Origin of the sequence: Sphingobacterium pedocola, from assembly GCF_015209965.1 — a bacterium.
Classification (GTDB): Bacteria; Bacteroidota; Bacteroidia; order Sphingobacteriales; family Sphingobacteriaceae; genus Sphingobacterium; species Sphingobacterium pedocola.
Window position 1 is genome coordinate 2,333,759 of sequence record NZ_MU158689.1, and the last position, 13,984, is coordinate 2,347,742.

Genomic DNA, 13,984 nt, shown 5'->3' on the forward strand with positions numbered 1-13,984 from the left:
GATTGGTTAGTAAAAATCCTGAAGCTCCCTGCTTCAGGATTTTTTCATGATAGCTCGGCGGTTTTCAAAATTTTCATTAAATTCATAACCGTAAATGACCAAATCTTTAATTATGGATATGTTTGTAACAGCAACCACTTGGACTTCGACCACTAAATTTAGCTTCCGTTTTTCCTTTATTTTTATCTTGTCTTTTGTCTTCCTAAAAAATAACGGTGCTTTCCCGTTGCTTCAATATATCAATAAGCCATTCGTTTTATGGATGCAAAAGCTTACACCCTGGTTTTCAGAACATATCTTACACTATCGATATGACTATAACATTTTCACAAATGGAAGTGGCGACACGTCGTATGACTGGATATCCTTGTTCATCCTCTTTCTTGTCGCACTAGGCGGGGCTATCCTTTGGACGCTGCTTGACAAGAAAAGCGAAAATTATAACCGGTGCTATTATTGGCTAACTGTGATAGTTAGGTATTACATCGCGTTGATGCTGATTAACTATGGTGCAATAAAGCTTGTGCATGCCCAAATGCCTCCTCCGGGCTTAACACGACTTATGCAACCCTTAGGTGAATTTTCACCAATGGGTCTGGCGTGGACTTTCTTAGGTTTCTCAAAAGGATATAATATTTTTATGGGTATAGTCGAAATATTATCTGTATTACTCCTTTTTAGACGAACGGCGGTACTCGGTGCGCTGATAACCCTAGCTACTTCTGTTAATATTATGACCATCAATTATTTTTATGATGTGCCGGTAAAATTGGTTTCTACAGCGTTATTTTTGCTCTCTTTGTTTTTGTTGTTGCCTTATATAAAAACGCTCTATGGATTGTTTTTTGAAGAAAAGTATGTGAGACTACCCTTGATTAGAAGACCCGCATTTAACGCGGTGTGGAAACGGAAAAGTGTATTATTCTTCAAGATTGCGTTCTTAGGTATCTTTGCTTTTCAACAGTTCTCATCTCTATTAACGGTACAGAAACAGATAAGCCTGTATTTTAAAAAATCGCCACTGTATGGAATTTATCAAATTGATCGCAGTGATGGACCGCAAACTACTCTACCAAAGGATTGGCATACTATAATTTTTGAATATGGGGAATCCGCAACTATCAGAGATCAATACTACCAACCGGTAAGGGAACAGTTTCAATTGGACACATCAAACAGCACTGTCACTTTAAATCGATATGTTTTTGATTATAAGGTGGCGGAGAATGGCGATGTTAACTTGAGCAGGGAACTGAATGGCAAAACCGAAGAAATTAGATTTATCAAGCGTGACCCCGCAACATTCGAGTTGAAGAAACGAGGCTTTAATTGGATACAGGAATACCCGTACAACCGATGATCTTTTGCCCATTCGACAAAGGACGTGTATTTATGTTCTTTTATATCGTTACATCAGATCAACAGGTCATCATAGATTGTAGTCTAGCTGAGCGCTATGCGATTTCTTCTTTCCACTCCCATTTAAAACGCATGGACACAGCTAGATGATCTGATAATGGTTCACCCGACGGAGCAACAAATTTTTTGTCTTCAATATTATAGTACTGTGCCGTAAATATAAGATGTTTGCTACTCCGATAATAAATCTTGTCTATACTTTCATTGGCATTGGTCAATTCCAACATAGGCAAAGGCATAAAATGTTCATCGACATCAGGATAATGTCCATCCTGCACTAAGTCTACCCAGCCGTCATAAAGACCAGTTTCTTTGACAAACAACGGTAGATTGTCTAGCTTAAAAGCATAATGTGCATTGAAGTCGCCTAATACGAGTAACGCCTGATCTGCCGAATGATCATAAATATACTGCTTCAGCTGATTGATGTTGCGCCGGCGTGCGTAGGATGCGTTGGGCGCATAATGAGAATTTGCATGCACGTTATATACATCTATATAAATATTCTTAGCTAGCTTTATTTTGGTATAGGTAAACCCTTTTGGTGTAAGACAATCCGAACCTGTACAATGTCGCCAAGGGATACGTCTGTATTCGAGTATAGGATAATTGGATAGTGTATTCAGACCATCTCCAAAAGGCACTTTACCTTTGTGTTTTGTTCGATATAAATGTTCGTTTTTTTCATACAGAAATCTATTGTAGTTAAAATCTTCTTGAACATGTACAATATCAAAATCAGAAATCAATTGTCCAATCTGAATCATGCTTTCGCGTCGTGGCGTAAGTGCACTGGATATGCGCTCGGGAAGTCCGGCGACATTATAGGTCAAGAGACTGAATTCTCCCTGTAAAATGACATCCATATCAATTTTTTCCAATACTCTTAAAATCTTATACCTTCTTAATAGCGTCAGCATGAGAAACAGACCTATTATCAATCCCAGAATAGTATAAAAAAGTATTAAAAACATACGGCTAACCTTAACGTCTATGCAAAATAAAGATATAAACTCAGAATACTCCCCTAATGAGTCAATATCCTATTCTTTTGACTAAAATATATACAAATCATGATATGAATTTGGTCAATGCATCCGGGGTCTCTCCACCCATCAATGAATCTGTTCGGCTGGGTTTTCCTATATCAATATGTCCCGCAAAGCGATAGGATAAATTAGACCCGCCTTCTGTCGTGAGCGAAAAATCATACCAACCATTTGTTTCAGTACAATCGACCACATACCGATCGGCACCGGCAGTTTTTTTAATCTGCACTTTGCTGCCATAAGAAAGATCTCGTATTTGCCATGCTTGCGCTGTACCTCTCAGCTGCACATCTAGCACTTGCTGCCCTAATTGTGGACTTACCTCTACGGCGATTCCCCTATCTTCATTCGTCGTTCCACAAAATGACCGAAAGAATCCATTTGGCCCATGCACATCCAATCGATATACGCCATCAACAAAATGGGATAACGGCCAGCGAAAGGTTATAGGTTCCTGATTTTTTACCGTAAAATTCCAAGTACCTGTATGTTCTTCGTGATAACGATATGGTGCTAGGGCACGGACGATAAGCGGTACAGCCATCTCCTTTTTCGAAGTCAATAAGCGTCCGTGAAATAGAAAATATAGTACGAGCTCATTGGTATCCGTGTCCACGGAAGCATTTACTTCGATATCATAAGGTAGCCCACACGCAGGTTTTGTTCCTTTCTCTTGTACAGGCATCTGTCTTAGTCGCTCTCCCCTAAGCACGGCTTCCAATTCTTCGGACTCAAGCCCCACAAAATTACCGGGAAGCTCTTGATCTTTCGCCGCGTAAATACGTGCGACCTCTTGGTCCCTATTCACTAACTCTACACTTGGAAGTTGCTCTAATGATTCTGCGGGCTGGAATACCGAGGTCAGGTCTCCACAAACCATCCTTCGCCAAGCCGACAAATTGGTTTCGCGCACGACCTTTCCAAATTTTTTCTCGATAAAATGTTCCAAAAATTGGAGGTTGGATGTCAGATCCATCACTTCGCTATTCACCCATCCGCCTTTGCTCCAAGGTGAGGCCACGACCATCGGCACGCGAAATCCCAACCCAATGGGGCTATCCAAAGTCGCTTCCGGATTATTAGTGCGTATCCGTTCCTGATCACGTGTTACATATTCCGTACGGGTATCAATTCCATCTGGATTCAATCCACTAAAGGGCCTGTCCGAATGGGCCGGTACGAAGGGTGCAATATGATCAAAATAGCCGTCATTTTCATCATAGGTCAAGATGAAGATGGTCTTCTTCCATATCTCCGGATTTTTGGTTAATATATCCAAGGTCTCCGATACGTACCACGCACCAAACCAAGGAGAGCCGGGGTGATCCGAAAAGCGACAGGGTGCTACCAACCAAGATACCGCCGGCAATTTATCGGCGTCTACATCCTGACGGAACTGATGAAAAATATCGCCTTTTGGCACCTGAACAATCTTCTCTCCTTCTTTGTCCCGATACGACAACGATGTTAAGTTATGGTAATCCGGATCCGCCGTATTGGTAGCGAATGCTTTTTGATGAATTTTTTTGGTAAAATCATCCAATTTATGGAAGTTTTCTTCGCTATAGGTCTTGAGGTCGCTTTCTAACTGCTGCAATTTCGTCTGAAGGCTGCGATATGTTTCCCCTGCCGTATCCTTTTCTTGCGACATCTGTTGACGCAAACCGTCTACAGTCTTTTGCATCCACCGACGATGTGCCGGATGAAAACGTACCTGATATTGCTTGTAAAACTCAAGATTATTATCGGTAAAATTAGATAACCAGTCTTCTTCCTCGTCTTCAAACCCTACCTGAAGGCTCAACTCATTCTGATAGACCCGCCAGGATATCCCCTCTTTCTCCAGCCGCTCCGGATAAGTAGTCCAATTGACATCTTTATAATTGATCTGCCCGTTGTCGACATGCGCTACTGACTCCGGATCATGCGGATTCTCACGGATCGCACCGGCCCAAAAATAGGATCTATTGGCACTTGTACCCGTAAGGGATGAACAAAAATGTTGATCACATACCGTAAATGCGTCTGCAAACGCGTAATAAAAGGGGATATCCTGCCGATTATAATAGCCCATCGTTAATGGTATATGCTGATAAGCGTGATTACCCGCTTTTTTGGCTTCCAGCCAGGTATCTAATTTACCATTATTACGTGCGGCCACCATATCTTTCCAGCCATGTGGCAATGATCCCATCCATGTCGCATTGGTGTTTTCAATATCGAGACGGAAAGGAATGTGTGCCTTATTTTGGGCGTTCTTTTGGATCCAGACCGGTAGCCCATCTTCTTGAATAATCGCCCTGGGATCGTTAAAACCACGTACGCCTCGTAATGTACCATAACAGTGGTCGAACGACCGATTCTCCTGCATCAGGAATACGATATGTTCGGCATCCAGATAGGTTGTTCCTTCGGCAGCCTTTATGGCCAATGCTCTTGCAATAGAAGAAGGCAACAGCTGAAATGCTGCTGTTGCCCCTGCTAGCAGAGAGGCTTTCTTTAAAAATGCTCTTCTACTTTCCATAATTTCGTTTATTCAATTATGTATAATTACTTAACCCACCAGGTGGCATTTTGGATGATATCATTGCCGTTAAATTGGCGCTGAATCGCATCTTCCACATGCTGTGTATTTTGATTGTACTCTTTCTGCGGATACATCCATCGATAAGCTATATTTACGTTAGACGCTTTTCGAAATGTTGGATACCCTGTTCGTAAATGATCGAAATAACTTGAGTATCCGCCTTGATGGAAGGATCTCAAATACTTCTGCATCATGATACGGCTGATTTTTTCTTCGGCCGAAGACACCTTATCCAAGTCGACTATATCTTGTGCAAGATAGGCTTCTATCTTATCCTGTGCAAAATAATGGCTTAAATTTTTAGCGTATTTATTATAGAAATTGCCTTATCGTTCACCCGTGCATATGGCACAATGGGATCATATTTATAGCTTGCAAAGAACGATAAGTTTAATTAAGTTTGTGATAAGCAATATCAGTATTACCAATTAACAACATGAAATATTCTCTTTCCCATCTAGTTAGGCACACAGCATACCTGCTGTTTCTATGCTTTAGTATGCCTTTAAGCGCGCAGGAAACGATTGTCACCTATATCAAAAAGAACGGTGGCTATACCGCAGACAAGGATTCAGCTACTTATACAAGTATATTGCGCCTTTTACCAAACGCAAGTGGACTATATGAACTGAATGACTATTACACTACGGGAAGCCTGAAGCGACATGGATGGGTCAAGACTTCCGATCCAAGGCGGCTACGATTTGAGGGACTGGTGGAAACCTATTATGACAATGGTACCTTAGAAGCTGCTACCAACTATGCCGACAATAAATTGATAGACACCACAAAAAGATACTACAGAAATGGCGTATTGAAGGAGACTATGATTTATTTGAAATCAATGGATTCCTCAGGTGAGTTTCCGCTTTCCGACAAGGACAGTCGGCTCGTTTACTATGCAGATTCTGCGGGCAATGTTCAGGTAAGAGACGGGAATGGCACAATTGAGAGGGTTTCTCACGGAACTGATATTGAACGAGGGAATTACACTGCGGGGCGTCGCGAAGGCCGTTGGGAAGGAACGTCTCAAAAAGGAAAATATCGGTTTGAAGAATGGTACGAAAAGGGCATACTAAGTAAAGGTATGAGCACCGATAGCCTCGGAAACGAATATCCCTATCAGCAGCGGGATGTACAACCAGAATACCCCGGTGGGATACAGGGACTAAGAACATTTGTCGCACAAAACTACCGGTACCCGCCAAGAGCGATACACGCAAAAGTGGTAGGACAGGTGGTCATAAGCTTTGTAGTGGAAAGGACAGGCAGGCCATCCGATTTTCAAGTGGTGGATGACCTTGGATATGGAACTGGGGCAGCTGGGATTGACGCGATTAGGAAAGCGCAAGAGTGGACACCTGGATATCAGCGAGGTGTACCGGTTCGCGTGAAATATTCTCTCCCGATTCGGTTGAATTTAGCTTCTCATAGCCAAACTCGAAAATCTACTTCACCATAATCGTGCTTGCATCTGTTTCAAAGCATCCCGCATTTGTTTGTGACGCTGTTTGTTGTATTTATAACATGCAATAGCCCGTTGTTGTTCGACTTCTGCTTCAGCATAAAAACCAACACGGTAGAACAACTGCGCTAGTGTATGATGGTATTGCCCTCGCCCTGGATACTGTGCAATAGCTTTCCGCTGCCATCGAATGGCATCGAATAAGGCGTCAGGATTGTTTCTTCCAAACGATAGAAGTTGACGGGCACCGAAACTTAAACTCCGTGCCTGATCTTCCTTATACCACTTACGGCCTTTCTCAATCCAATGCTGAAAATGTACGTTCTGAGCGCTATCCAACACATGCCCGTATCGGTGGATCTTAATCTCTCGATCATGTGCAAAATCTAGTCTCGCCATGGAATCTGGATCGACACGATAAAAATAGTTATTATAATATTTCTGTGCCATCGAGAGATAAACCGAAGTATCTCTCAGAAGACGTTTATACTCCATTGGATGAAAGTTACGCGCGATATCTCCACGCAGATAATTCGGCTGCCACGTTTGACTCGCAAAATGACCTATTTCCTGAGCCAGAGAATAATTTTGTTTGTCTAATGCCTCACGGAAAGTTTGCCGGATAATCCTATTGTTTATTTCCATCCGGACTGGTAAAGGCAATCTCGTATACAGGCTATCTACCATTTTATTATTGGTTCGTGCCAAGAGATATGTCTTGCTATTGTACACAGGGCCGCACTTCAACAGAAATATCACTGTTTCAAAGTTATTCAATTCCTGAACGGTAAGCTGAGCGAGATAATCATTCAACACTTGTTGGTCGGAATATTGCCCAAATGCTTGGTATTGCTTGAGCAGATTGGTCAACAGTGATCGGTTGCGGATACCTTTCTTATATTGCTTTACTAGCTTTCCCATGGTCTCGCCTTTCACAATCTCATTGACCGAGTCAACCAAACTAATTAGGGTGGCTTCCTCTTTTATGGCTTGGTTGTAGCGCAACAAGGGAAACCCTTCACTATCGGTAAAAAGATATATTGGGGTGCTGAGGAGGTATGTCTTGTGAAGGGGATGGTGGATGTCATCATGGTCAAGCTGAACCACACCCGAAACGAACTGTTTGTTGAGGATATCTTTTACTTTTTGAGAGAGAGGTGAGGTAAATGGAGAAAACAGCTCATCGCCTTGATGAACCACAAGAAACATAGGCTTATTATGTTGCTTCGCCAGAACCAATAAACTATCATATCCGCTATCTTGCGGAAATTTCGATTGAGCTGCTAAAGGAAGGCCCATCAACCAGCCTAAGAAGGATATAAAAACAAATTTGGAATAAGACTTAATGTTCATCTGCTACGCTTGATATGGGTTACTTTTCGACAAATAAAAATATAATCGATTTGACTTCTCCTTAGTCCTCAATCCGTACTTTTGTATTCTCCGATCGGGCATTTACCGTCGGATCGTACATGCATTCGATTTGTGCGATACCACTACTGAACACGCCATTGTTATTGGTTTTCACCTCGTATTCATAGACGTGACGACCTTTCGGTAAATAATCGAAAAAATAATTGGTCGAAGCGTCTTTAATGGTGAAATAATAGCCTTTCCAGAATTGATAGCCCGAAGATTGGTAGACCGGTTCAAATCCCGCTGCTCTTCCATCACGAAGGTGAACGTAGTTTAGCGGTTCGTTATTAATGATGGTCAGTTGGATTTTGATCTTGTCACCTGTTTTAAAGGCAGTGGTTTCGACCCATTCCGCATTCTTTTGAACAAGTAGTTTCTTGGAAACAGATAGCTCTTTTTGCTCGGAACGGATATCTTCTAATGGTACAAAATACTGATGATAAATTCCGCCGTAGATTTTTCGGTTATTGTTATTGGTTACCTGGACAACCTTGTCTGTGGCCAATTCCTGCGAAGGTAACTCTTTGCCAATCTGACCTAGTACCTTGTCATCGGTCGCAACGACTTGACGGTCTATGTGGATAGCGACCGTATTATCCAATACAAAATCCTTTGGATTGTTTGCCAGGAGTAAAGCATACACCGCGTCGACCGTATTCCATGTGGTTTGCCAATGATTGTGCTGTTTACTATAATAAATCCATTGGGTGATTAGGTCTAATTTTGTCGAATCGAGTTGCTTGTAAGCTTCGACCATATAGCTTTGTAGGCTCATACCGTTGTATCGACTCGCATTACTTTCCCAATACATGCCGCGTTCTTGGTCATAGATGACTTCCTGTGTTATTCGGTTCTTAACTTCGATACTGGCAATACGGTAATCGTATAAGGCATTGACCAACCAGGCCTTTGCCGCTAAACCTGCCGGTTGATCGGCTGTATAGGATGCGGTAAGGTCGATATGCTTGCGCAATTGTTCCGTTTTTACTGCAGGCAGCACATTTCTGTCATTCCATAAGGCGCGTACGTAAAGGTAATCTAACACTAAACCAGTAGACGCTTTACTTCGATAGATGGCAGTATCTTGATCCAGAAAATGGATCAATTTATCACTGATGTTGGTGATCTCGTTTTGGATAAGGGATTGATCAAGTTTACCCACTTTTCCGAAAATCTCCAAGAGACGAAGAGACATGTGCGTATCAGCCTTCCCTCCCTCAAACCAACTGAACGCCCCATTTGCGAGTTGCGCCTTTTCGAGCTTTTTTTCCAACGCACTAATCTCGGAGCTGAAATTAGCTTTGAACAGCCTAGCTAGGGATTTAACCCGTTGCTTATCATTTTGAATCTGTCTAACCCACGGCATTTCCTCCATGAGAAGCTCGCTCAGTTTGCTGCTTTCTTCTAATTTTGAATCCACTTCATCTGGGTTGATATTGTTGAAATAGGTACTGATTGCCGGATAGTGCTTTTGGATATATTGCAACATTTTGAGCCCGTACCACTTGCTGGCTGTTTGTTCGTTGCATTCGTATGGATAGTTTTTCAGATAATCCAATGCGGAGATAATTTCTAGTATTGGGTTGCTTTGTACCTGTATCTTGGCTTGCAGGTTGTCCTTCCCTTTAGAATGGATGGTGAAGGTTTTGCTTTGTCCAGCGTCCAAAACAATCTTTTCTGTATCGGTAAGCAAGATGCGGTTGGGCAATATGGCTAACTCATGGATTTCTCCGTCCGAAAATTCGTCGGTTGCTCCGACCACTTTAATCTGTACGGTTGGATAGCCTTTTGGTATATGCAGTGTCCACGACACCGTGCTGTTTCCTTTGGTAGCCACCGAAAAACCCCGCAAACCATTATCTGCAAAGAAGGCATGAGAGATCACTTCGTTGTTCTCCGGATTGATAATTTCTAATCGTGCGGTACCACTTTGTACCGTATCACTCAGGTTTTGGACTTGTGTCTTGATAACGACCTCATCCCCCTCGCGCATGAAGCGAGGTAAATTCGGACGTACCATCAATTGCTTCTGTGTTTGGGTGAAGAACGATGCCGTACCTGCTTTAAGGTCCTCAGTATGGGCAAACAGCATCAGCTTCCAACGTGTCAACGCCTCCGGGCTGTCGAATTCGAAAGTGACATTACCTTCGTTATCCGTCAACAGGTTTGGATAGAAAAATGCGGTTTCCTGTAGATTACTGCGGGCCTGGACTTGATTTAGCTGAGCCAACTTATGCGCTTCTTTGGTGGTGACGAGAATAACACCATTAGCTGCTTTTGAACCATAGAGTGCGGTAGCTTCGGCATCTTTTAAAATAACTATTTCGTAGATATTGTCGGGAGCTAATTGCCCTTGGTCAAGGTTTTCCATCACTTTACCGTCTATTACATACAGCGGCGGCTGATTGCCTAAGTCAGCCCTTCCTCGAATAGTGATGTCCTCGACTCCATTGGTACTACCGATCGCCGATCCTGAAACCTGCTGTATTGTGTTGCCAGAACCCTTGTACGCGACTTCTTCCACAGCTCCAGTTACCACCATTTCCTGTAGTGTGTCGAAACTATGGAAAACCCCTTGCCTCGCAATTCCGAAACTGAGAAGTACAGGAGGATTTTCAAAAATATTATAGCCGTCTATAGGTCTGGAGAACAGTGTACTGCTTGACTTTTGATTGTGAAATGCATGAGAACTCCATCCCGAATAGATTCGATACCAACGACGATACTGTCCTGTTGCAAAGCTGGAAGGAAAGTTATTACGCGCAAACTGATCCAATGCCGTATCATACATGGAAGCTAATACTTCCCCATGTGTGGCTTTATCTTTATTCTTGACCGTAAAGCTCCACTTCTCTTTCTGTCCGGGTGTAATCTTGTCGCGAAACGTACGAACCTGGATATCGAGGAATTTGTCGGTTCTCACAATGGGGATATCAAGTCTTCGCGTTACGATTTTATTTTCCTGTACCATCATTACTTCGAACCAGATTTTGCCTTGTATGTCGGCTTCGGTTATCTTGTGCGTGTAGGCAGCATATCCCCTTTTAAAATGAATAAACTCAACAGGGCTTTTGGTATTGCCCCGCACCTTCCATAGGTAAACGCCAGTTGCCTGTTTAAAATCTGTCTGGAATCCGATAATGGCCTGGTCTCCGAGCGTATAGGTAGACCTATCTGTGCGAACGTTCAGAAAGTCTTTGTTCGATATTTTATGATCTTCTTTTGAACGCACTTGGATATTCTGGCTAGCTTTAGTGGTGTCTGTGCCCATTGTCGTATACGCCTCAATAAAGTACGCACCATACGCATGCATGTTTCCAATCTGAACCGTATCGGTATCATTACTATCAAATGTTAAGGTACCTACTAACGTTTTTGGTCTTTCCGTGATTAAATCCAACTTATCAAAGTACCAAGGAAAATACTTTTGATAGCTGATGGTATCCAAAATATGGTATTCAGCGTGAAAATCGAAAATCTTGCGCTCACCCTGGATAATATTGGGATTCTCGTATTTGTAGATGTTAATTATTCCCTTGGCCGCTAGGGGGTGACCATTGGGATTGCTTGTCTTAACGACCAAATTATTCCATTCTCCTTCTACCACCTGTCCGGAAGTGACTATCGCTACACGTAAGGGCTTATCTGAATAGCTGTAAGAACCTGAGCTGGTCTGGATTTCGCCAGTTTCGTTAAGGGCTTCAGCTTGGAATTGCAGGGTAAAGTCTGATTGGTCCCTAAACACGGTATCCATAAGCGGGATACGGAAGGTGAACTTGCCCGTGGCATCAGTCGTTGTAACCGTATCTAAATAGTTGATTTGGCGATACGTCCGAGTGTCGTAAAAAGACACGTTATACTTGACAGAAATATTGGATAAACTTGCCCCGGACAGGCTTTCCGCTGTACCCGTGAAGATAGCCGTATCTTGCTTGGTATAGGTTTGTTTGTTTTCGTCAAAACTTACCTTAAAGGTTGGTCGCTTATACTCTTCTACCGAAAAAATCTTTTCTGCCAACCGGTTGTTGCCAGTGTATATTTCTAGGCGAAACGAACCATTTAATGTCTTTTGTGGGATCCGAAAGCTGCTATTTACCGATCCGAAAGCATTGGTTGTAAGATCCAGCGTATCGATGGATTGACGATTAGCGTCTTTTAATATTACTTTTATTAGTTGACTTGGCACGACCATCCCTTTCAATATATCTTTTGTATATACGATCGCTTTAAAGAAAACTTCTTGCCCTGGTCGGTATATCGCACGGTCTGTAAATAGCAAAGCATCGTTTTGGAGTTTCTCTTCGTTGTTCTTCTCGCGTATATGCTCGGGTATACCCTGTAGATGATCCAATGGGATCAGGTGATTTTCGTCGGGAATAAACAGCAACAACTCGTCTAGATCGTACCTATTTTCATCGTTATCTGCTAGGTAATCAAACTGACCGTTCTTGTTGGTTCGTAATGATCCTACTTTCGCCAGTACGTCTTCTTCAAAATAATAGAGATCCAATCGTTTGTTGTTATAGGGCGAACCATTTTTGCGGTTTACCATCAAGGTGGTGTAGCGGTAATCGATGGCATGAAAGCCCTTGTCCTCAATTGTGGGCGAAACAAACACGTCACTTACGACAAGATCTGCCTGAGATACGTCCAAGTCCTGCCCATTGTCTTTGAACTGGGGATTGTTGGCGATTAATATAATATAGTTTCCGTAAGGTAAGGGGTTGATTTTAAAGTTGGTACTATGGCTTTGGTAATCAACAAAGGCCTTTAAAGCTATTTCTTCTTCGTAAACCAGTACGGCATCTAGATTTACCTGTTGCGTAATACTATCGTAGACCGTAATGTATTCCTTGAAATCTTGGGGTGTATTGGTGGTACGGTAAATCTTTATGAATGCATTGTCTGCATTCAATGCGTTGATCTTAATGGGTATATATTGTTCGCTCGGTGCAAAGCTTGGCACATCAAGAGACAGGGTCTTTTGGGTCAACTCGCTGTACAATTTTTTGACCCCATCTAACCAAGGAGAATTTGGATACGCATCAATGGCTTTATCTAAATATGCGACGGCTTCTCGGTTTTTATTTCCCTGTTGTTTTTGGGCGTTGGCGAGAAGAAGCAAGATATGGGCGTTGTAATCAGCATGTTGTTCCCCTAACAGTTTTTCAATCTGCTTTTGATGATTCAATATTTCCCATATACCATTGCGGGTATACGGACGGAAAATAAGATAAGCATATGCGTCGCTATAGCCTTTTTCCTTGTTCGTTTCTTGTAAAGACCGGATAAAATGCTCGTCTTTATTTTTTTCTTGGGGATAAAAGGAGTCTAAAAAATCCAGGTAATTGTAAGTCAACAGATGACACAAGGTGGGAGCCAAGGTTCGGTTTTTGAGATCAGATACCATGGTTTTCCATCTATCGATGGGTTCCTCAACAAGAAGGGGTTTATCATTCAATGATGCCCTGAAAATGGAATCAATATGCACTTTTCTTTTGTCAGGTTCCCAAGCTAGAAAACCATTGGTAGACTCGACGCGACTTTGATAAAGGTGCTGAGAAAGAAAAAAAGCATACATATTTTGCAGTACTTTCTTTTCCGAGCGCGTGGCTTTTTCGATATGAGAAAGTAGATGCTGTTGGATGTGATAAAAAGCTGAATCATTGCTCATGTTGATTGTTAAGGCATAACGTTCTGCCAGTACGGCCCGTACCCATTCAGGGCTGTTGTTTTCGGCTTGGGCCTTCGCTTTTATGGTTGCGATAAGGTGCTGCGTCTGTTGATAATTTTTGATGCTTATCAAGCGGTCTATTTCTTCCCATTGGGATTTAAAATCCTGACCAATACCGATAAAAGGGAGCAACACCAAAAGAGCTATAACGATTCGTTTCATAATTGCAGATACTAATTCCATACAAAGTACTTAATATTTAGGAAGGGGATGCAGATAAATTGAAAATTCCATAAATGTAGGTAAAAATGTATCCGCTTCGGCAACTCAAGAAGCTCTTCGCTATCAAATTAATAAAATCTACTTATCTTTGA

Annotated in this window: 7 protein-coding genes; 2 read left to right on the forward strand and 5 right to left on the reverse strand. The window is 42.2% G+C overall.

The window, feature by feature from the left end; translation table 11 throughout:
• Positions 1-94: 94 nt before the first annotated feature.
• On the forward strand, positions 95-1,360 hold the full coding sequence (locus tag C4F40_RS09855) for a hypothetical protein (RefSeq protein WP_196939149.1): 1,266 nt from the start codon (positions 95-97) through the stop codon (positions 1,358-1,360).
• Between the two features lie 94 nt (positions 1,361-1,454).
• On the opposite strand, the gene C4F40_RS09860 is transcribed toward C4F40_RS09855, so the two are convergent.
• The 3 genes from C4F40_RS09860 to C4F40_RS09870 all read right to left on the reverse strand — a co-directional run bounded on the left by C4F40_RS09860 (position 1,455) and on the right by C4F40_RS09870 (position 5,291).
• Positions 1,455-2,393: an endonuclease/exonuclease/phosphatase family protein gene (locus C4F40_RS09860; protein ID WP_196939150.1), complete on the reverse strand. Its 939-nt coding sequence runs from the start codon at positions 2,391-2,393 to the stop codon at positions 1,455-1,457.
• A gap of 97 nt (positions 2,394-2,490) precedes the next feature.
• Positions 2,491-4,992 carry a phosphocholine-specific phospholipase C gene (locus tag C4F40_RS09865; protein WP_196939151.1) on the reverse strand — a complete coding sequence of 834 codons (2,502 nt, stop codon included), beginning with the start codon at positions 4,990-4,992 and terminating at the stop codon, positions 2,491-2,493.
• A 26-nt stretch (positions 4,993-5,018) separates the two neighbouring features.
• A complete protein-coding gene (locus C4F40_RS09870; protein ID WP_196939152.1) occupies positions 5,019-5,291 on the reverse strand; it encodes a SusD/RagB family nutrient-binding outer membrane lipoprotein in 273 nt (90 codons plus the stop codon).
• A gap of 200 nt (positions 5,292-5,491) precedes the next feature.
• Here C4F40_RS09870 and C4F40_RS09875 point away from each other — a divergent pair, with 200 nt between their 5' ends.
• On the forward strand, positions 5,492-6,517 hold the full coding sequence (locus C4F40_RS09875) for an energy transducer TonB (protein WP_196939153.1): 1,026 nt from the start codon (positions 5,492-5,494) through the stop codon (positions 6,515-6,517).
• Here C4F40_RS09875 and C4F40_RS09880 read toward each other — a convergent pair.
• The gene (locus C4F40_RS09880; protein ID WP_196939154.1) at positions 6,509-7,873 is read right to left on the reverse strand and encodes a tetratricopeptide repeat protein; all 1,365 of its coding nucleotides are present in this window, start codon (positions 7,871-7,873) and stop codon (positions 6,509-6,511) included. The two genes, C4F40_RS09875 and C4F40_RS09880, sit on opposite strands and share 9 nt — an antisense overlap.
• Positions 7,874-7,934: 61 nt before the next feature.
• Positions 7,935-13,853, reverse strand: coding sequence for an alpha-2-macroglobulin family protein (locus C4F40_RS09885; protein ID WP_196939155.1), 5,919 nt, complete (start codon positions 13,851-13,853; stop codon positions 7,935-7,937).
• Positions 13,854-13,984: the final 131 nt, after the last annotated feature.

What these genes read in the sequence shown, in the direction of transcription:
- C4F40_RS09855 (WP_196939149.1), top strand. Translation starts at nt 95, where the DNA reads ATGACCAAATCTTTAATTATGGATATGTTTGTAACAGCAACCACTTGG.
- C4F40_RS09860 (WP_196939150.1), bottom strand. Translation starts at nt 2,393, where the DNA reads ATGTTTTTAATACTTTTTTATACTATTCTGGGATTGATAATAGGTCTG.
- C4F40_RS09865 (WP_196939151.1), bottom strand. Translation starts at nt 4,992, where the DNA reads ATGGAAAGTAGAAGAGCATTTTTAAAGAAAGCCTCTCTGCTAGCAGGG.
- C4F40_RS09875 (WP_196939153.1), top strand. Translation starts at nt 5,492, where the DNA reads ATGAAATATTCTCTTTCCCATCTAGTTAGGCACACAGCATACCTGCTG.
- C4F40_RS09880 (WP_196939154.1), bottom strand. Translation starts at nt 7,873, where the DNA reads ATGAACATTAAGTCTTATTCCAAATTTGTTTTTATATCCTTCTTAGGC.
- C4F40_RS09885 (WP_196939155.1), bottom strand. Translation starts at nt 13,853, where the DNA reads ATGGAATTAGTATCTGCAATTATGAAACGAATCGTTATAGCTCTTTTG.